A 19,967-nucleotide genomic window follows, 5' to 3' on the forward strand; every position below is an offset into this window, starting at 1 on the left:
GATTCGCCCGACTTATTCTCACGGGTCTCGCCCACCCTGCAGACATGGATAGCCTTCGACCACCAGCCCGACGTCGGGTCGGCCATCTGGATGACGGGGGATCATCTTGTTCAGTAGGCCTGCACGCACCTGGGGCGGCATCTTGGCGGCGGCTGGGCTGGCCGCAGGGGTGCTCGCCGGCAGTGGCGCATCCGCAGTCTCGGGCGGCCAGGATGTTCCGGACGGCGGCTATCCGTTCACCGCCAAGGTGACGTTCGGGAGCCTGCACAGCTGCACCGGTGCTCTCGTCGCCAGCCGGTGGATCGTCACCGCGAAGACCTGCTTCACCGACGGAACAGCGCCGGTCGCCGAGGGTGCGCCGAGCCGCCCCACGAGCGCCGTGGTGGGTCGGACGAACCTCGCTGGCGCCGCAGGGCATCGTCTGGCGGTCACCACCCTGGTTCCGCACCCGACCCGCAACGTCCTGCTCGCGGAACTGTCCGCGCCGGTCACCGACGTCACGCCGGTTCGCTGGTCTGGCACACCGCCCACATCGGCGGAAACGCTGCGGGTCACCGGCTTCGGCCGCACCGCGACCGAGTGGACACCCGATCGGCTGCACACCGCCACCTTCACCGTCGGCGCGGTAGGCGCGACGACCGTGGACGTCACCGGCACCTCCGCCGCGGCCACGGTCTGCAAGGGCGACGCGGGCGGTCCGGCCTTCCGCGAGTCAGGCGCCGACATCGAACTGGTGGCGATCAACAACTCGAGCTGGCAACACGGTTGCCTCGGCGAGACCGAGACCCGCACCGGCGTCACCCAGACCCGGCTCGACGACCTGGGCGAATGGTTCCGGCAGACCCTCCACCTTCAGCCCTACGCGCTGTCCAACACCATCGCAGGAGAGTTCACCCGCGACGGACGCGACGACCTGGTAGCTGCCGAGCCGGGCACCGGCAAGCTCTGGCTCTATCCCGGCACGTCGACGGACCGGGTCTGGGGCGAGCGTGTCCAGATCGAGCCGGAGACCAACTGGAGCGGCTACCGGGACCTCGTCGCCGGCCAGTTCGACGGGGACGCATACGACGATCTGCTGGGCGTCGAAATCTCCACCAACACCTTGTGGCTCTTCCCGGGCACCGCAGGCGGCAGTGACTTCGGAGACCGCCTGGTGGCCGGCACCAACTGGCAGGACCTGACCGACCTGGTCGTCGGCCGGTTCAACAGGGACGCCTATGAGGACCTGGCGGGCATCCAACTCTCCACCGGCAAGTTGCTCATGTTCCCCGGCACGTCGGCCGGCGGCACCCTGTGGGGCGAGCTGACGGAGATCGGTTTCAGCGGGTGGACGACAAAGCGCGAGCTGGTCGCGGGGCGTTTCAACCGCGACAACTACGACGACCTCCTGGCGCTGGACAAGAGCAGCGGCGACATCCACATGTACCCGGGCACCGCGACCGGTGGATCGGCCTGGGGACAGCTGGCCACCATTCAGACCGGAGGCAAGGGGCTGACCGCGCTCGCGGCCGGCAAGCTCAACCCGGACGGCTACGACGACCTACTCGCCGTCGAGAGTGACCAGGTCTGGCTGTACCCGGGCACCGCCGCAGGCGGCACGCTCGGCGCCCGTGTCCAACCCGTCGGCCGGGTTCCCGTCCTGCAGCCGCATGGTCTGCTGGAGTCGGTGACCGGCGAGTTCAACCGCGACGAGTACGCCGACCTGATCGGTGTCGAGAAGGGCACCGGGCGGCTCTGGCTGTACCCGGGCACCGCCGCAGGCACCTGGGGCGCTCGAATCGCCGTCGGCTCGGGCTGGAACGGCTACCGGGATCTCACGGTCGGCCGGTTCAACCGGGACGACTACGACGACCTGCTCGCCATGGAGGTGAGCACGGGCAGCCTGTGGCTCTACCCGGGCACGGCGGCCGGCACCTTCTGGGGCAGTCGTGGCACGACGCCGGTCGGCTTCAACTGGCTGGGCCTGGAGCGGCTGACCGCGGGCCGCTTCAACGCCGACGCGTACGACGACGTGGTGGCCGTGGAGAAGACCACCGGGAAGCTGCGCCTCTACCCGGGCACCGCTGCCGGCAGCAGTTGGGGTGCGAGCAGCATCATCGACTCCGGCGACTGGAACGCCCTCGGCGCGGTGGTGCGTGGCCGGTTCAACCGGGACGCGTACGACGACCTGATGGCCGTGGAGAAGGCCACCGGGAAGGTGTGGCTCTTCCCCGGCGCCGCTGGAGGCGGCTCCTTCGCCAGCAGGGTCGAGGTCTTCGGCGGGGGCTGGGCGGGCCGGAACGAGCTCGCCTCCCTCCGCTTCGATCAGGACGGCTACGACGACCTGGTCGCGGGCGACGCGGCGACGGGACAGGTCTGGGTCTACCCCGGCACCCCCACTGGCGGCCAGGTGTGGGGCGACCCGACCGAGTTCGGGCCGATCTCCTGAACGGCACAGGCTGTCCGACTCACAGACCAGACCGCTGCCCTCATCCAGCTGTCGCTGATCGATCTGCGGGTCCGCATGTTCACGCTACTGCCGCTGACCCGGACCTACGTCGAACACCTCCTGGATGAATACCCCGACCTTGCACGACCGGGTACGTGCCGCCTGGCTGACCTTCACTCGTACCGGTACTTGAGCGAGTCGGCCTCCGACTGCTCGATGTCGGCGATCGTCAGTTCCGGCATGCGCAGCTGAGCCAACGTCACCTCGGCGGAGGTCGGCTGGGCGTCCGCCGGCAGCCACTGCTCCGGCTTCCAGGCCCCACCGCGCAGCAGCGCCTTGGGGCAGTGCGGGTAGACCTCCTCGATCCCCACCACCAACGCGCTGGCCGGTGGCTTGCCCACGGCGGTGAGCTGCGACAGCAGGTCGGGACGAGTGGATACGCAGGCCCGGCCGTTCACCCTGAGCGTCGTGGTGCGCCCCGGGATGATGAACAGCAGCCCGGCCCGCCCGGTGGTCACGACGTTCTGCAGGCTGTCCAGACGCTTGTTGCCGGTCGCGTCCGGTATCACCACCGTCCGTGCGTCCAGGACGGCGACGAACCCGGCGGGGCCACCACGCGGGGAGACGTCACAGTTGCCCTCGGCGTCCACGCTGGCGACCAGGACCAGCGACGAGCAGCCGATCAACCGCCGGGTCTGCTCGGTGAGCTCGGTCATCTGCTTGCGCACGGCCACGTCGCTGGGGAGTTCGTAGGCCCGGCGCAGCGTCTCGTGGTCGCGCACAGCATCGTGACGCAGCGAGTCGAAGGCACTGGTGGCAGGGGCTGACGTCATACCGCCGACACTAATGGAACGACTCGGCCGAGGACGTCCCGAGAACACCGATGCTCCACCAGCGGTAACCGCCGGAGGTCGCTTCAGCCGCCCGGGATGAAGCAGGCTCACCGCCGCCCCTCCAACCCTCGCTCGCAGATCAGATAAGGACCGCCCTGTCAATAAGAAAATAGCGATTGATTGCGGCCACAAGCGACACGGAACCGCAAGGAATTGAGATTCCGATCTCTGTCGGCGGAGTTCCTGGCCGGCGAGGGAAACCACTTCTATGCTTGCCGCCGAATGCGCTGCGGCTCATCCGGGCCGGGAGGACACGAATGCAAGGACTTGCGAATGCGCCGGGAGTCTGCCCTGAACAACGGCAATGCTGGGGTCAGCGGAGTGACACCGGTCGGCGAACCACCGACCTCTACCGCAGAAGGCGTCGCGCACAGAACTGCGGTCGCTGAGGAGCAGGCGTTTCTCGACGTGGCCACGGCACGGCGCGACAGACTGGCCGACCACCTACAGGCCGAGCTTTCCGCCGAGGCCCTGGACGCGTTGGAACGGGCGCGGCAGCGCATGCTCCGCCAGCAGTACGACGAGCTGCGGCGCGCACGGGAAGGGCTGGTCTTCGGCCGCCTCGACGGTCTTGACGGCACCGTGCGACACGTGGGCCGGGTCGGTCTCCGCGACGACAGCGAGGACAGTGACCCACTGCTGCTCGACTGGCGCGCTCCCGCGGCTCGGCCGTTCTACACCGCGACCGCTGTCGACCCGCAAGGTCAGGCCCGTCGCCGGCACATCCGCACGAGGGGATCGACCGTCGTCGGCGTGGACGACGAGCCGTTGGACGGGACGATGACGGGGGAACTCGTCGGTGAGGGCGCGTTACTTGCCGCCCTCGGCCAGCGGCGCACCGGCCGCATGTCGACGGCGATTTCCACGCTGCAACGCGAACAGGACGAGATCGTCCGGGCCGAGGCGACCGGTCCGCTGATCGTTCAGGGCGGTCCCGGCACCGGTAAGACAGTTGTTGCTCTGCACCGCGTCGCGTACCTGCTGTTCACCCACCGGAAGATGGCCGACCAAGCGGTCCTGGTCCTCGGGCCCTCGCCGCGGTTCCTCCAGTACATCGCCCAGGTGCTACCCGCGCTCGGTGAGACCGCCGTCGTCTCGGCGACCTGCGACACCCTGCTGCGCGGGATCCGGGTGGGCCGCGACGAGAGCCGGTTGCTCGCCGAGATCAAGGGCCGCGCCCTCTGGCAACTCGCCCTTGAGCGCTACGTCATGTCGTTGCTCCCCCGGGCCCGCGAGCTGAAGTTGCGCTGGGAGGGCGAGTTCTACGTCATCACAGCCGAGACAGTGGCGCAGGCCCTCGCCTCGGCGGTGCAGGGACGCGCGTACCACCGCGCCCGCGCGGCGTTCGCCGAGCAGTTGCACCACCTTCTTGCCGAAGTCGTCGTCGAGCAGCGCGAGGCGCTGATGAACGCGATGGAGGAGGGTTTCGAGGACATCCTCGCCCGCGTCGACAAGGACATGCGGAATGACCACCACTCCGGCCGGACGTCCACTGGCAGCGATATCGACGGATTGCTCTCCGAGGAGGAGGTCGAACACCTCCGTGACCGTATCGCCGGGAACGCCACCATCGCCCGGTACATCGAGGCATGGTGGCCCACCCTCGACGCCGAGACCCTGCTGCACGATTTCCTGACCGACCGCACCCTGCTGGCCCGGTTCGCACCGCAACTGTCCCCGGAGCAGATCACCGCTGTCTCGGCCGAGCCGGCGCCGTGGGCATCGAGCGACATTCCCCTGCTCGACGCCCTCGCCGACCTTCTCGGCGAGGTCGACGCCCCGCAACCACAGGGCGAGTTCGTCGCCGACCGCGCTCGCCGACAGCGCGGCTGGGTGTACGGCCACGTCGTCATCGACGAGGCGCAGGAGCTGTCCGAGATGCAGTGGCAGATGGTCCTACGGCGCTGCCCCAGTCGATCCATCACCGCGGTCGGCGACATCGACCAGGCCGAGGCAGCGCACCGGCACACCAGCTGGGCACAGGCGGTGCAGGCTGCTTTCGGAGACCGCTGGACCGCCGCGGAACTGACCATCTGCTATCGGACCCCGCGTGAGGTCATGGAACTCACCGGACCGGTCCTGAAGAAGGCTGGCAGCCACAACACGCCGCCACGGGCGGTACGTTCCTCGGGCATCACCCCCTGGGAGCTCACGGTCACATCCGCCGAGCTTGCCGACGCCGCCACCAAAGCTGTGCGACAGCTGCGGCAACGCTGGCAGGGCGGCACGGTCGGCGTCGTCGCCCCCGCCGACCGCGTCACCGAACTCCTGACCGTGCTGACTGATGTACCAGTGCTCACCGCGGCCCAGTCCAAGGGATTGGAATGGGACGCGACGCTACTGATCGACCCCCACGGCATCGCCGCCGAGCCGCGCGGTTGGAACGGCCTCTACGTCGCGCTCACCCGGTGCACCCAGGAACTCGGGCAGCTGATACTCCCGCGGCACTAGCAACGTCTCCGGATGTCGAGGGACGCGGGGGCCTGCCATCGCCGCCGGCTCTGTGAGCGGGCCGCCGCATTCGCGGGCGCGCCGCTGCTCCACCTCGTCTCCACCGACGAAGCCGTGCACGTGGGCGACGGACGAGTTGGATATTGACTTGATTCGATGTAGCGTGGGAACGCTCCCAGACCGCGTCCACCACCCACCTGCTCGAGGAGCTGAACATGTCGCGACGACGTCGTCGCCCGGCCACCCTGGCCGGGCTGCTCATCCTCACCCTGTCCGCGCTCGTGTTGCCACCGGTGTCGGTGACCGGCAGCGCTGCGGCCGGCCCATCCCACACCCGTGCGACGCCACTCGCTGAGCTGACCGTGGTGTCCGAACGGGTGGCGTTCGGCCTGCAGCGTCCGGTCGCGATCACCGGGCTGCCGGACGGCCGGATGCTGATCGCGGAGAAAGGCGGCACCGTCCGCGCGTACCACCCCGACACCGGCCTGGCGGCCGAGCCGGTGCTCGACCTGACCGCCCGGATCGACGCGTCGGACAACGAGCGCGGCCTGCTCGGCATCACGCCTGCGCCGAACTTCGCGCGGACCGGCATCCTCTACGTGGCCTACACGAGCCTGCCGGCCGGTGCGCTGACCCTGGCACGAGTGCCCATCGGTGCCCCCGATCGGGTGCAGGTGCTGCTCACCCAGGAGCACGCCGAGTACGGCAACCACAACGGCGGACAGGTGGCGTTCGGCCGCGACGGCTACCTCTACTGGTCCCTCGGCGACGGCGGCCACGCGAACGACCCGTTCAAGAGCGGCCAGAACCTCGGCACCCTGCTCGGCAAGATCCTGCGGATCGACGTCAACCGCAGCTGCGGGGGCAAGCCGTACTGCGTGCCCTTCGACAACCCGTTCGTCCGCACGCCGGGCGCGCGGCCTGAGATCTGGGTCTACGGGCTGCGCAACCCGTGGAAGTTCTCCATCGACCCGGTCGACAACTCGCTGTGGATCGGTGACGTCGGCCAGGGCCTGATCGAGGAGATCAACCACATCCGCCCGTCGCAGCGTGGCGCGAACCTCGGCTGGTCCTGCCGAGAGGGCACGCCGGTCTTCGACGAGACGCAGTGCCGGCCGGGCGTGCGGCTCACCGACCCGATCGTCGAGTACGACCACTACATGACGGAGAACTGCTCCGTGATCGGCGGCCTGGTGTACCGGGGGTCGGTCACCCCGGAGGCCCGGGGGACCTACATCGCGAGCGACTACTGCTCGACCCGCGCGTTCGCCATCCGTCCCAAGTCCACGGGTGGCTACGAGTCCGCTGAGATCGGCACCTTCCCCACCCAGCCGACGGCGTTCGGCGCCGATGTGAGCGGCGAGCTGTACGTGCTCAGCGACCTCCCGGGTTGGCTGAGCAAGGTGCGGTTCGAGCGGGTCCAGCCGACCCCGACCGCCGGGGTGGCGACCCGCTGACCCTCGGAGCCATCCGCAACACCCGTGGGGACGGCCGCTCTCGGGCGGCCGTCCCCGATCAGCCGGTCAGAGGCCGGCGGCGTGCGCGGCGGCGGTGCCGCCGACCACGGGTAGCACGATGTTGCTGCTCTTGAGCGAGACCTGCAGGTTCGCGGCGGTGGTGTCCGCCTGGCTGGAGTACTGCGGGTAGCTGGCCACGATGATCACGCCGATCCGGTGGCCCGGCTTGAAGACGTAGTCCTCCGGCAACAGCGGGAAGCTGAAGTTGTACGACTCCCCCGGCACCAGCGGCACGCCGACGCGGATCGACTGTCGGTTCTGGGCGTCCATGATGCCCTTGGTGACCAGCTCGTTGTCGGCCGTGGCCACCCGCTTCGTGGTCTGCTTGTAGCAGCCGTCGTCCGTCGGGCTGCTCTGGCCCCAGCAGTCCTCCGTGGTCAGGGTGATGATGCCCTCGCCGGAGGCCCGGTGTGCGACCCGCTCGTCGGTGCCGTAGTCGACCAGGATCGCACCGAGGTTGGTGTCGGTCTGGTCGGCGGAGGCCCGCAGTTGCACAGTGGGGGTGCCGGAGATGTGCAGCGGCGCGGTCAGTGGCGCGGACAGGAAGGCGAGCCTGTTGGGTTGCACCACGTCCGGGTTGAGGATCATGGTGTTCTGGCTCTGCGTACGACTGTCCTGGAACGCCCCGGTCGCCGGCTTCGCGGTGGGCACCAGCCCGAGACCGCCAGCCCCGGTGGTGCCGGGCTGGAGGAACACCTCGGTGTCGGCCTTGCCGGGGATGGGCCAGTCGGCGTGGGTCTCCCACACGTCGGCGGAGCGCTCCAGGTCCACCCGCGGCTCGTCCATGATGCCGTTGGCGACGCCCTGCAGCCAGAAGTCGAACCACCGGTGCAGCGTCGACACCCACACCGCGCGGCGCGAGTCGAACGGGTCGACGTGGCCCTCCTGCGACAGCCACAGCTTGCGCGGCACGTTGTTCTCCGCCAGGGCGTACCAGAACTTGCTGAAGTGGTCCGGCCGGACGTTGTCGTCGTTGAGGCCGTGGTAGAGCAGCACGCTGGCGGTGACGTTGGGGACCTTCTTGACGTAGCTGCGCTCGTTCCAGAAGGCCGTGTAGTCGCCGTGCTCGTCGCCGTCGGCGGCGCCTATCGCGTCGCGCACCGGTTTGCAGTAGTCCCGGCGCTCGGGGTTGGTGACCGTGTTGGCCAGCGACGAAACGTAGCTGTTGCCGCGGGTGATCACGCCGTTGCTGCGCACGTAGTCGTAGTACTCGGTCGGTCCGCTGATGGGCACGACCGTGGTCAGGCCCTTCACGCCGGTCACCGCCGTGGCCATGGCCAGTGAGCCGTCGTACGACTTGCCGATCATCCCGGTCTTGCCGTTGTGCCAGTCCGCCTTGACGATCTCACCGGCGGCGTTACGGGCGGTGGCCCGGCCGTTGAGCCAGTTGATGGCCTGCTTGGCGCTCAGGTTGTCCTGGTTGGCGTTGGTGGTCGGACAGCCGGTGGAGTTGTTGGTACCGACCATGTCCAGCAGGATGACCGCATAGCCGCGCGGCACGAAGTAGTTGTCGTAGAACAACGGCCACTTGTCCAGCAGCCCGTCGCCGTCGAGGTCCGCCTTGCACTCGGACTCGTTGCCTCGGCAAACCGTCGAGTAGTAAGGGCTGGCGTCCATCACCACGGGGGCCTTGAGCCCCTGCGCGGTGGCCGCCGGTCGCATCAGGTCGAACGCGATGATGTCGCGCAGACCGTCGTTGTCACTGTCGAAGGTGGAGTCGATGAAGAGGCGTTCCCGAATGGCGTCGGCGTAGCCGAAGACCGGCTGGGTGACGCCGTCCTGGACGACGATCGACGGCGGGTCGTCCGCCGCCAGCGCCTGCGGCGCCGCGCCGAGGGTGGCGAGCACTGTCGCGGACAGTACGGCCACGGCTGCGCGCCAGCGCGTTCCCACTGTAGACATGCAGTCTCCTTGATGTGTCCGAGGCTGCGTACGCTACGAGCCGGTGGCCGGCGCCACCATCTGCACGTGTAGGAACTTCGCCCGGTGTGGTTCGACGGGACTACGACTGACCGACGAGCACCAGCTCCCGCAGCCGCTGGTCGAGTGCCGGGGCGTCCAGGCCACCCGGCCAGCCGCGGAGCAGGGCGCCACCCTTGGCCACCAGTACGACGGCCGGCGGCTCCCGCACCGCGTACGAACGCCAGATCGTCTGCTGGTCGTCCAGCACGACCGGATACTCCACCCGGTGAGCGCGTAGGTAGTCCTGGACCTCGTCGGCCTGGTCCGCGCCGGCCACCCCGACGAAGACCACCCGGTCCCGATAACTGCGGGCAAGCTCGCTGAGGGCGGCCTGGCGGCTGGCGCAGGTGGTGCACCAGGAGCTGAAGAAGGTGAGCACGACGGGGCGCTGCGCCCACAGCTCGGCGGCGGCGAACGGTGTGCCATCGGTCAGCGTGCCGGTGAACGCCGGGGCGGCCGGGGCGGTGCCGGGTGCCGGGCGCAGCGCCAGGTCGGCGGGGGTCGGCCCGGGCAGTGCCGCCGCCCCTCCGGCGGGCGCCGGCGTGGGTTCGGGCTCGGGCGTGCTGCATCCGCCCAGCAGCGCCACCGCCAGCGCCAGCGCCAGCGGCAGGAGTGCCCGCCTCATGACGGGACCACCGCCACCAGCGCCGGGCCCTCGCTGCTGTCCGGCGTCAGGTCGAGCGCCGGCCGGCCGTCCACCTCGAGCCGGTAGGAGTCCCGCTGTGGCACGCGCACCCCGACGGCGAACTCGCAGTAGGTGGGCAGGCGCTCGACCCCCAGGTCCTCGGCGAAGGCGGCCACCGCAGTCCCCGCCGACAGCCGCCCGCTGGCCAGCGCCGCCCCGTCCGGGTCCAGCACGCGGAACGGCGCCCGGTTGTGGAAGTGCTGGTAGGGACCGGTGCCGGCGCAGTCCACGCCGGCGGCCCGGATGTTGATGTCGCGGACCAGGACGCGGACGGTCGTCGGGGAGACCGCCTCCTGGGCGGGGCCAACGGCACCGCAGCCGGTCACGCCGGCCAGCAGCAAGGGCAGCAGAGTCATGGTGCTTCGCCGCACGTCATCCTCCTCTCGCCGGCCTGCCGGGTCCGCGGCGGGCCGCCGCGGACCCGGCAGGAACGGGGGTCAACCTCGGGCGTCGGTCAGGACTTCTCGACCCGGCACTGCTTGGTCACCGTCTTCGTGGGGTCGCTCTCCGAGGTCGCGGTGAGCTTCACGAACCCGGTGTCCGCGGCGGCGGCGGTGGCGCCCACCGACACCTTGACCGTGGTGGCCTTGCCGAACTGCGCGGTGGCGAGCTGGTTGGGCAGCCAGGTCCGCCAGCCCTTGCCGGCCACCTCCGCCGACAGGCGGTACACATCCGACTTCAGGTACGCGGTGACGTTCTCCGGGTGCTGCTGCCCGCCGGCCGAGTAGGAACCGGTGTTGGTCAGCTCGAACGAGCAGGTCACTCCGCGGTTGGTCGGCTTGCCGCCACCGGTCACCTCGCCCTTGCCCAGCGTCACGCCGTGGCTGCTCGGCCCGCCGGTGCCGTCCAGCGAACGCACCGCCACCGTGTACGACAGCGAGCCGGCCGAGTCCCTCTTGAGGTCGATGACGTAGAAGTGCAGTCGGTTGGCCTCGTCGACGTACTCGTACTGGCTGCCGGTGTCCGCTCCGGCGTGGAACAGCGCGTCGGAGAGCTGCCGGTAGTCACCCATGGTGATCTTCTGCGGGGTGCCGTCAGGCCGGTAGAAATCGATCATGTCGATGTCCTGCGGGTTGGCGTCCACCACCCACTGGAAGGGCGCGCTGTCGGCGTTCTTCGTCTTGCTCAGCAGCACACCGCTGTCCGGCGTGAAGGAGTCCGCGCCCATCCGGTCGACGACCTCGACGGTGTAGTTGTTGAAGCTGCCACCGTCGCACAGCGGGTCGGTGGTGACACCACACGTCGGCGACAGGTCCTTGTTCAGCGCGATGTTCACGCCGGTAAGACCCTTCGGGCCGGCGTCGACTGCCCGGGCCGTGACCTGCGCGACCACCAGGCCCGAGGAGGCCAGCGACTCCCGGGACAGCCGCAGCACGTGCTCCTCGCCGAGCAGGCCGATCTTGAGCTTGTCCCGCACCGTGTGCAGCGAGCCCATCGAGCCGCCGTTCGTGGGCGGGATCTGCCAGCGGGTGTGCGGACCGCCCGGGCCGTTGAACGTCCCGCGCGACATCATGCTCCAGATCCCGGTGTACGCCCTGCGCAGCGGCTCGCCGTACGGGTTGTTGTAGTTGTCGCCGATGCCCAGCAGATGGGTCAACTCGTGGGCGTAGACGCCCATGCCGGAGCTCTCCGCCTGCGTCGAGGAGCCGCCACCGGCGTTCGGCCACAGTGTCGCCGCCGCCTTCCAGGAGGTCCAGTCCACGTAGCGGGTCTTCGCCCAGTTCGGCATGGTGGGATCCGGCGGGCCCCAGGCGTCCGGCACGTCCTCCTTGTTCTGGAAGATCATCTGCCCGAACTCCTGCCAGGTCGACGACTCGTCCTGGCCGGCGCTGAGGATGAACACCAGCTCGTACTGGTTGGCGACCTCCTCGCCGACGGCCGCCCTCCAGGCGCCCAGGCCGTCGGTGCGGATGTTCTTGCCGCACACGTCCCCGGTCGGACAGGCGCCCGGGTTGAACCCGTTGTCCAGCCCGTACTGGTAGGACTTGGCCGGCATCTGGTACGGCCCGAACCCGGCGAGGTCGACGCCGTAGCGGCCGTTGGAGTCCTGCATCCAGTACTCGTGCAGGGTGTGGCCCTTGTTGAGGGTGTTCGGGGTGTTCAGGAAGTCCTGGTAGAACTTCGGCACGTCCGCCCGGGGGATGTTCGTCGCGACGGACTGGGGGTTGCCGAAGACCGTCGAGCGGGCCCGCTGGGAGACCGCGAACGTCTCGTCGGGATAGTCGAGCGCCACCAGGGCGATCTTGAAGTTGCGGACCGACCCCGACACGCTCGGGTCCGCCCAGTTCTTGCCGGGCACGGCCTTGTAGTCGTTCCAGGTCATCGTGTCCGGGTTCTGCCAGGCCTGCGGGTCGAGGACCTGGAAGGGCGCGGTGCCGCCGGCCGGGTTGGCCGGGGCCGCGGCGGCCTGCGCCGCCCCGGTCGCGACGAGCGTGGTCACCACGGCCGCGGCCAGCACGGCCCGCCTCAGCCGGGTTCGGTTGGGGGTAGCACGGTGCACGGAACCACCTCTCCTCGGAGGGAAACGCGGCGCCGGCGTTCCGGTGGGGGTCTCGCGGAACATCTGTCAGCAGGCCGCGCAGCGAATCTAGGAGGGCGGGCCGGTGCCGGTCACCGTGCAGATGTCGGCAGGTGGGCCGGCGACTTCCGACACCTGAAGGACCGGCGCCTGCCGCCGGATCAGCCGGACTGACCGCCGGGAGCGGGTTCGGCGGTTGCCGCGAGAGCCCGCAGCACGTCCCGGCGCACCCGGTCGACGGCAGACCCGGACAGGGGTCCGCGCGGTGGGCGGCACCGCCCGCCGAACCGTCCGGCACACTCCATGGCGAACTTGACGGCCTGCACGGACTCGGGCCGGGAGGCCCAGCCGAGAATCGGATGCAACTCGGCGTAGAGCGGCAGCGCCCGGCCCAGGTCACCGGCGACGCACAGGTCGTACAGCCGAACCGCCTGGCGGGGCAGCGCGTTGGGCAGGGTGGCGACCCATCCCGCGGCGCCGCACAGCACCAGTTCGAGCACCACGTCGTCGGCGCCGACCAGCACGTCGACGTGCGGGCAGAGGTCCCGCAGGCGGTGCAGCCTGCGTACGTCGCCGGTGACCTCCCTGACCGCGACGATCCCGTCGATCTCGGCGACGGTCGCCAGCAGGTCCGGCGTGAGGTCCAACCGGGTGTCGTACGGCTCGTTGTGGGCTACCACCGGCAGGCCGACCGCCGCCACCTCCCGGTAGTGGGCGACCACGTCGGCGGCTCGGGCGGCGGGCCCGTCGGGTGGCCGCGCGAGCACGCCGTGGGCGCCGGCCTCGGCGGCCTGCTCCGCCCAGCGGCGGGCCTGCCTGCTGCCGTAGCCGCCGACGCCGGGCACCACCGCGCAGCCGGACGGCGCGGCCTCCACCGTCGCCTGCACCACGGCGGCCCGTTCGTCGTCGGAGAGGGCCCGGTACTCCCCCAACGACGTGCACGGCGCGACCCCGTGGCACCCCTCGGCGGCGAGCCGACGGACGTGTTCCTGCAGTTGGTCGAAGTCGACCGACAGGTCGGCGCGAAACGGCGTGGTGATGGCGACCAGCACGCCCCGCCAGGGCCTACCAGTTCCCACTCGGAAATCCCCTCTCCGCGCCGGCACCACCCGGCAACACACCCGCACCGCGCGCAACGCCGCTGGTGCGGTTCGTACCGGAACCCTAGGAACGTCTGTCGCCTCCGGTCTTCGGACAGATGCCGGAACAGTCGCGGTGCCGCCCGTCTTTTTGTCGAGACTTCGACAGTGGACCTTGCGCGATGCCCCACCCGCACCGGAGGGTAAGGACTGGCGGTCGTGCGAGCCCTGTCACGCAGCGCAACCATGGGAGTTACATGCACGGTGAGCTCCAGCGAATCGTCGACGCCGTCGCCGCCAGGGTGGGGCGACCCGCCCTCATCGAGGACCGGCGACAGCGGGTGGTCGCCTACAGCGAGCACGACGGCCCGATGGACGAGGTCCGCCGGACGTCGATCCTGCGCCGGCAGACGACGCCGGAGGTGATCGCCTGGTTCCGGGGCATGGGAGTGCTCACGGCGCAGGCGCCGATCCGCACCCCCGCGTGCGCCGAACTGGACCTGCTGGCGCGGGTTTGCGTGCCGATCCGGCACGACGACCTGCTGCTCGGGTTCGTCTGGTTCATCGACGCGGATGGTTCGATGACCGACGCCGACATCGCCACCGCGACCGGCCCCTTCACCGACCTGTCGCTGGCCCTGTACCGGGAGAACCTGCTCGGTGAGCTCGCCTCGCAGCGGGAGACCGAGGCCACCCGCACTCTGCTCGTGGAGAGCCGGCAGGCGCGCGAGCACGCGGCGCGGGCGCTGCTGGAGGAGGGCGTGGTGGCCGCCGACGGGTCCACCTTCGCGCTCGTGGCGCAGCTCGTGCCGGCCGGCGGGCGGCAACCCGACGAGGTGGCCCGGATCGCCCTGGAACAGGCTCTGGTCACCACCCGCCGGTGGATCGGAGTGCGGGAGACGCTGCACCTCGTCTGGCACGACCACGGGGTGCTGCTGGTCTGCGGCGACCGGGTCGCCGGCCGTCCCTCGCCGGAGGCCTCCGCCGGGCACCTGAACGAGGCGTTGGGCACCGCGACCCGGGGTCTGGCCTCCGTGGACCGGACCGTGACCGGGATCGGCCAGCCTCGTGCCGGGCTGTCCAGCGCGATCGAGTCCTACCAGGAGGCCGCGCAGGCCGCCCGGGTCGGTACGCAACTGCCCGCGCTGGGTCGGGTGGTCTCCTGGGCCGGGCTGGGCATCTACCGGGTGCTGTCCCAACTGGACAGTCAGCACCTCGACGTCGGGGGTGTCCATCCCGGGCTGGAGCGACTGCTGCGCGACGACGCCCACCAGGTGCTCCTGGAGACCCTGGAGGCCTACCTCGACCTGGCGGGTAACGCGCACGCGACCGCCGAGAAGCTCCGACTGCACCGGACCACCCTCTACTACCGGCTGCAACGGGTGGAACAGCTCGCCGGGACCGACCTCAAGGACGGCAACGAACGGCTGTGCCTGCACCTGGCCATGAAGCTCGGTCGGCTCACCGGTCACTACCGCACGGCGTGACGCCGACGCCTACGCACCTGCGGTCGAGCCCGATGGGTGGCCGAGCCCGCACCCCGACTTCCCCGAATCTGTAAACAACCCTTGATATTAACCTTCACGGACGTCAATATGTGGAGGTCGGGGGTCACCGAAGCCTGGGGAGTGAGCCATGGGAAGCCGTCGGATCTTCGCAGTGGCGGTCGGGGCGGCGATGACCGTCACGGCCGCCGTCGCCTTCGTCCCCAGCAGCATGGCGGCCGTGTCCTCGGCCAACGCCGTCCCGATGGTCGCCTGTACCGCCCCGGCCTGGGCCGAGGGCACCACCTACCAGGCGGGCGCCCAGACCACCTACGGCGGCCGGCTCTACCAGGCCCTGGTCACCCACACCGCGCACCCCGGCGCCGGCTGGAACCCGGCCGCCACCCCGTCGCTGTGGCGTGACCTGGGCGCGTGCTCGGGAAGCACTCCGCCACCCACCACTCCACCGCCGACGACCCCGCCTCCCACCACGCCACCACCTACCACGCCACCTCCCACCACGCCGCCTCCGACCGGTGGGACGTGCGCGGTGAAGTCGCGGCCCACCGGCAAGGTGTTGCAGGGTTACTGGGAGAACTGGGACGGCGCCTCCAACGGCGTACACCCCGGACTCGGCTGGATCCCGATCACCGACAGCCGGCTCAACCAGCACGGCTACAACGTGATCAACGCGGCGTTCCCGGTGATCCGCTCGGACGGCACGGTCCTCTGGGAGAACGGCATGGACGTCGGCGTGAAGGTGGCCACCCCGGCCGAGATGTGCCAGGCCAAAGCGGCCGGCGCCACCATCCTGATGTCGATCGGCGGGGCCGCCGCGGGCATCGACCTGAGCTCCACCGCGGTCGCCGACCGGTTCATCGCGACGATCGTGCCGATCCTGACGACCTACCACTTCGACGGCATCGACATCGACATCGAGACCGGCCTGACCGGCAGCGGCAACATCAACACCCTGTCCACGTCGCAGGCCAACCTGATCCGGATCATCGACGGCGTGCTGGCCCGGATGCCGTCGAACTTCGGCCTGACCATGGCGCCGGAGACGGCCTACGTCACCGGCGGCAGTGTGGTCTACGGCTCGATCTGGGGCTCGTACCTGCCGATCATCAAGAGGTACGTGGACAACGGCCGGCTCTGGTGGCTGAACATGCAGTACTACAACGGCAGCATGTACGGCTGCGCCGGCGACTCGTACCCGGCGGGCACCGTGCAGGGCTTCACGGTGCAGACGCAGTGCCTGAACAACGGCCTCACCATCCAGGGCACCACCATCCGCGTGCCGTACGACAAGCAGGTCCCCGGCCTGCCCGCGCAGAACGGGGCAGGCGGCGGTTACATGTCGACGTCGTTGGTCACGCAGGCCTGGAACTCCGTGCCCGGCCTCAAGGGCCTGATGACCTGGTCCGCGAACTGGGACGGGTCCAAGGGCTGGACCTTCGGCGACAACGTGAAGCGCCTGCAGGGCCGCTGACGGGCACCGGCTGGTGCGGCCACCGCAAGACCAGCGGCCGCAGAGCAAGATCGCGGACGTAAACCGGCAGGGTGTCCCGCGAGCCCCACCCGGCTCGCTCACCTCGCATCGGTTCACCAGGAGTCTGCGCCTCAGCTCGGCCTTCGCTAGATCGTCGCTCCTCGAACGACGGGCCGAACCCGGCGTCGTCGCGACAGCGCGGATCCTGACGAGCGGGTACTTGTGCCCGAGCATCGAAAAGCGAGATCATCACGCATGCTCGACCCCTCACCCGAGGACGACGGGACCTCACCGACGGTCTCCGCGCCGCGTTTCGTCGGACGTGATCGGGAGATGGGGGCGCTTCGGGGCGCCTTGGCCCGGCCACCGGCGATCGTGCTGGTAGAGGGCGAGGCGGGGATCGGAAAGAGCCGACTGCTGCGAGAGTGGTTGGCCGCGCCGGACCAGCGCACCGCCTTGGTGTCGGTGTGCCCACCGCTTCGCGAGTCGCTGACGTTGGGGCCGATCGTCGACGCCTTCCGTGGGATCGACCACCCGGTGCCGCGATCGCGGCTCACCGCGCTTGCGGGCGCGTTACGGCCCCTGTTCCCGGAATGGTCCTCGGACCTACCGCCCGCGTTGCCGCCCCTGGACGACGCGAAGGCGGCACGGCATCGCCTGTTCCGCGCCCTGGACGAGCTGCTGCGGGCTCTACGTGTGGACGTGCTCGTGCTCGAGGACGCTCACTGGGCCGACGAGGTGACCCTGGAGTTCCTGCTGTTCGTCACCTCCCGACAGCACTCGGACGGGCCGAGCCTGGTGATCTCCTACCGGCCGGAGGAGGTGGACGTCGGATCACTGTTGCTGCGGCTGACGTCCCGGTTGCCTGCTGGCGTGACCCAGCTGAGGATCGCGCTGGCACCGATGCGACCCGACGACACGGCAGCGCTGGTGTCCTCGATGCTGGACGGCAACCCGATATCGCAGGAGTTCACGACGTTCATGCACGAGCGGACCGGTGGCGTTCCGCTGGCGCTGGAGGAGTCGGTTCGCCTCATGTGCGACCGTGCCGACCTCGTCGTCCGCGACGGGCAGTGGGTCCGGCTGAAGCTGCGTGAGCTACAGGTGCCGCCAACGGTGCGTGACTCCACCCGGGAGCGGGTGGGCCGTCTGTCGCCGACGGCGCAGCACGTGTTGCGAGCCGCGGCCACGTTGGCCGAGCGGGCGTCGGTGGCCACGATCGCAGTGACCGCCGGCCTGTCGCCAGCTGCGTGCCGAGGCGCTGTCGCGGAGGCGGCAAGCGCCGGCGTCCTGGACGGAGACGACCGCGGCCGGTGGCGATTCCGGCACGTGCTGGCCGCCACGGCTGTCTACGAAGCGATCCCGTTGACCGACCGCAGACACATCCACCTGCTGGCCGGCCGGGCCTTGGAGGACATCCATCCGCCGCCTGTCGCACGCCTTGCCCACCACTTCCGCGAGGCGGGCGAGACGCAGTCCTGGGCGCGGTACGCCGAGCAGGGTGCCGAGCTGGCCATGGCCTCGGGTGACCACACCAAGGCGGTCGACCTGCTGGTCGACCTGTTGTCGTGGGCCGTGCTGCCACCGGTGGATCGGGCACGAGTCGCGCGGATCGCCGGAGTTGCCGCACTGGCCCGCCGTGAACCGGTCGACGCGGTCTACCACCGCGTGATCCGTACCCTGCGTTCGGTGCTGGAGACCCCCGGCCTCTCCGCCCGCCAGCAGGCCGAGATCCGCAATCCCCTGGGTCGGCTCCTGATCACTGGGGGTGAGGCGCAGGCCGCGCTCGGCGAGCTCGAACAAGCGGTGGCCAACCTCGACCATGACCCGATCGAGGCGGCTCGGGCAATGACCTATCTCGGATGGGCGTACGCGGGACCGTGGCCGGCGTCGACCCATCGGCGTTGGCTGGATCGTGCCGCCGAGCTCACCGCCGAATTCGCTTCTCCCGCGGAACGGCTGAACCTGGCCGGCAACCGAGCCGCCGCGTTGCTCATGCTCGGCGAAGAGGAGGCCTGGGACGTCGTCGCCGACCTGCCCACCGACGGCGCGACCTCGGCGGAGCGTCTCGACGTGGCCCGCATCCACGCCAATGTCGGGACCGGCGCACTGATCTGGGGTCGGTACGCCGACGCGGAGGCACACCTCGCCGTGACCATGCGCCTTGCCGAGGCCGAGCAGGCGTCCCGGTTGCAGCACAACGTCCGACTCGAACAGGCCAACCTGGCGTGGCTCACCGGTCGGTGGGAGGGCCTCGCGGAGCGAAGCGAGGCGCTCGCCGATGCCGACCGAGACCGGCCGGCGCACTACCTCGGCAGCATTCGCCTCGCTGCCCGGCTGGCAGCCGCAGCAGGACGGCGGCGGGCTGCGGAGGAGCAGTTCCGGCTGGTCCTCGAGGAGTCCGCCCGTCTCGGCGCAGCCGACGACACGATGGAGGCCGCCGCCGCGCTGGCCAGACTGTGGCTGACGGACGGGAACAGCGGCCGGGCGCTGCAGGTCACGAACGAGCCGATGGAGACGGTCCGGAGAAAGGGCATCTGGGTCTGGGCGACGGACCTCGTCCCCGCCCGGATCGAGGCGCACCTCGCCGCGGGCGACCTGAAGGCCGCGACCCGCCTGGGCGACCAGTTCGCCAGAGGACTGCGTGGCCGTACGGCGCCCGCGCCCCGCGCCGCGCTCACCGTGTGCCGTGCCCTGCTGCTCGGCGCAGCCGGAGACCACGCCCGTGCGGCGACTGCATGGGATCGGGCGGCGCGGGCCTGGAGCGCGTTGCCGCGCCCCTACGACGCCATGCTCGCCCGTGAGCGTCAAGCCGAGGCGCTCATCGCGCAGGGCCAGATCGAACAGGGCCAAGAGCTACTGGCGGCACAGTACGAGCAACTGTTCAGGCTCGGAGCCCGCGGCGATGCGGACCGTGTCGCACAGCGGCTCCGCGAACATGGCGCCGATGTCCCGCGACTGTGGCGCGGGGGCCGACGCGGGTACGGCGACCAGCTCTCACCTCGTGAGCTCGACGTGGTCCAACTGGTGGTCGCCGGCAAGACGAACCGGGAGATCAGCCGGATTCTGGCCAAGTCGCCGGCCACTGTGGATCAGCAGCTACGTGCGGCGATGCGCAAGTTGAAGGTGACCTCCCGTACCGCGCTCGCGGTCAAGGCGGTGGAGGCCGGGGTGTTCGCCGAAGAGGACTCCCTCGATGACGTCTCGGGAAAATTGACGTATCCGCTGGATAGCTAAGGTCACTCGGCCCGCCGAGCATGGCTGCATGATCCATAGCCGTAGGGCGATGCATGCCTGAGCGACCTGCCGTGCGTGACGACGCCGCCATCGAGCACCAACCGCCTCTCGAACAGTCACCCAAGCCGCACGACAGCGCCCCCGACGCCTCCGACGGCCACGACGCCGACGGCCACGAGAGCCACGACCCCTACCAACCCCTGTAGGCGGAAGGAACCCCC

General features: G+C 70.1%; 13 protein-coding genes. 7 read left to right on the top strand and 6 right to left on the bottom strand.

What is annotated here, in order from left to right; genetic code table 11:
• Positions 1 to 106 precede the first annotated feature (106 nt).
• Positions 107 to 2,428: a trypsin-like serine protease gene (locus ABGB10_RS21925; RefSeq protein WP_347662765.1), complete on the top strand. Its 2,322-nt coding sequence runs from the start codon at positions 107 to 109 to the stop codon at positions 2,426 to 2,428.
• Between the two features lie 173 nt (positions 2,429 to 2,601).
• Here ABGB10_RS21925 and ABGB10_RS21930 read toward each other — a convergent pair whose 3' ends face one another.
• Positions 2,602 to 3,261 (bottom strand): MSMEG_1061 family FMN-dependent PPOX-type flavoprotein, encoded by a 660-nt coding sequence (locus tag ABGB10_RS21930; RefSeq protein WP_347662766.1) that lies wholly within the window; start codon positions 3,259 to 3,261, stop codon positions 2,602 to 2,604.
• 333 nt (positions 3,262 to 3,594) lie between these two features.
• On the opposite strand from ABGB10_RS21930, the gene ABGB10_RS21935 reads away from it, so the two are divergent.
• Both ABGB10_RS21935 and ABGB10_RS21940 read left to right on the top strand, forming a co-directional pair.
• Entirely contained in the window at positions 3,595 to 5,772 is a 2,178-nt protein-coding gene (locus ABGB10_RS21935) for a UvrD-helicase domain-containing protein (RefSeq protein ID WP_347662767.1), read from the top strand.
• Positions 5,773 to 5,987: 215 nt separating this feature from the next.
• Entirely contained in the window at positions 5,988 to 7,229 is a 1,242-nt protein-coding gene (locus ABGB10_RS21940; protein WP_347662768.1) for a PQQ-dependent sugar dehydrogenase, read from the top strand.
• Between the two features lie 66 nt (positions 7,230 to 7,295).
• On the opposite strand, the gene ABGB10_RS21945 is transcribed toward ABGB10_RS21940, so the two are convergent.
• The 5 genes from ABGB10_RS21945 to ABGB10_RS21965 form a co-directional block, all read right to left on the bottom strand.
• The gene (locus tag ABGB10_RS21945) at positions 7,296 to 9,191 is read right to left on the bottom strand and encodes a CocE/NonD family hydrolase (protein ID WP_347662769.1); all 1,896 of its coding nucleotides are present in this window, start codon (positions 9,189 to 9,191) and stop codon (positions 7,296 to 7,298) included.
• Between the two features lie 100 nt (positions 9,192 to 9,291).
• Positions 9,292 to 9,876: a TlpA disulfide reductase family protein gene (locus ABGB10_RS21950; protein ID WP_347662770.1), complete on the bottom strand. Its 585-nt coding sequence runs from the start codon at positions 9,874 to 9,876 to the stop codon at positions 9,292 to 9,294.
• Entirely contained in the window at positions 9,873 to 10,307 is a 435-nt protein-coding gene (locus ABGB10_RS21955; protein ID WP_347662771.1) for a hypothetical protein, read from the bottom strand. The genes ABGB10_RS21950 and ABGB10_RS21955 overlap by 4 nt, the downstream gene beginning before the upstream one ends.
• Positions 10,308 to 10,390: 83 nt before the next feature.
• Complete coding sequence (locus ABGB10_RS21960) at positions 10,391 to 12,436, bottom strand: M6 family metalloprotease domain-containing protein (RefSeq protein ID WP_347662772.1); 2,046 nt, start codon at positions 12,434 to 12,436, stop codon at positions 10,391 to 10,393.
• Positions 12,437 to 12,615: 179 nt separating this feature from the next.
• Positions 12,616 to 13,533, bottom strand: a complete 918-nt coding sequence (locus tag ABGB10_RS21965; RefSeq protein ID WP_347662773.1) for a dihydrodipicolinate synthase family protein — start codon at positions 13,531 to 13,533, stop codon at positions 12,616 to 12,618.
• A gap of 257 nt (positions 13,534 to 13,790) precedes the next feature.
• Between ABGB10_RS21965 and ABGB10_RS21970 the strand changes: the two genes are divergently transcribed.
• From ABGB10_RS21970 to ABGB10_RS21985, 4 genes are all read left to right on the top strand, one after another.
• Positions 13,791 to 15,020 carry a helix-turn-helix domain-containing protein gene (locus ABGB10_RS21970; protein ID WP_347662774.1) on the top strand — a complete coding sequence of 410 codons (1,230 nt, stop codon included), beginning with the start codon at positions 13,791 to 13,793 and terminating at the stop codon, positions 15,018 to 15,020.
• Between the two features lie 229 nt (positions 15,021 to 15,249).
• Complete coding sequence (locus tag ABGB10_RS21975; RefSeq protein ID WP_347662846.1) at positions 15,250 to 16,509, top strand: glycosyl hydrolase family 18 protein; 1,260 nt, start codon at positions 15,250 to 15,252, stop codon at positions 16,507 to 16,509.
• 255 nt (positions 16,510 to 16,764) lie between these two features.
• The gene (locus ABGB10_RS21980; RefSeq protein ID WP_347662775.1) at positions 16,765 to 19,746 is read left to right on the top strand and encodes an AAA family ATPase; all 2,982 of its coding nucleotides are present in this window, start codon (positions 16,765 to 16,767) and stop codon (positions 19,744 to 19,746) included.
• Between the two features lie 53 nt (positions 19,747 to 19,799).
• The gene (locus tag ABGB10_RS21985) at positions 19,800 to 19,952 is read left to right on the top strand and encodes a hypothetical protein (RefSeq protein WP_347662776.1); all 153 of its coding nucleotides are present in this window, start codon (positions 19,800 to 19,802) and stop codon (positions 19,950 to 19,952) included.
• Positions 19,953 to 19,967: the final 15 nt, after the last annotated feature.

This window comes from Micromonospora sp. B9E7, assembly GCF_039871815.1.
GTDB lineage: Bacteria > Actinomycetota > Actinomycetes > Mycobacteriales > Micromonosporaceae > Micromonospora.

Coding starts and splice junctions, on each gene's coding strand:
- ABGB10_RS21985 (WP_347662776.1), top strand. CDS start 19,800: ATGCCTGAGCGACCTGCCGTGCGTGACGACGCCGCCATCGAGCACCAA.
- ABGB10_RS21940 (WP_347662768.1), top strand. CDS start 5,988: ATGTCGCGACGACGTCGTCGCCCGGCCACCCTGGCCGGGCTGCTCATC.
- ABGB10_RS21980 (WP_347662775.1), top strand. CDS start 16,765: ATGCTCGACCCCTCACCCGAGGACGACGGGACCTCACCGACGGTCTCC.
- ABGB10_RS21950 (WP_347662770.1), bottom strand. CDS start 9,876: ATGAGGCGGGCACTCCTGCCGCTGGCGCTGGCGCTGGCGGTGGCGCTG.
- ABGB10_RS21970 (WP_347662774.1), top strand. CDS start 13,791: ATGCACGGTGAGCTCCAGCGAATCGTCGACGCCGTCGCCGCCAGGGTG.
- ABGB10_RS21930 (WP_347662766.1), bottom strand. CDS start 3,261: ATGACGTCAGCCCCTGCCACCAGTGCCTTCGACTCGCTGCGTCACGAT.
- ABGB10_RS21975 (WP_347662846.1), top strand. CDS start 15,250: ATGGCGGCCGTGTCCTCGGCCAACGCCGTCCCGATGGTCGCCTGTACC.
- ABGB10_RS21945 (WP_347662769.1), bottom strand. CDS start 9,191: ATGTCTACAGTGGGAACGCGCTGGCGCGCAGCCGTGGCCGTACTGTCC.
- ABGB10_RS21935 (WP_347662767.1), top strand. CDS start 3,595: ATGCGCCGGGAGTCTGCCCTGAACAACGGCAATGCTGGGGTCAGCGGA.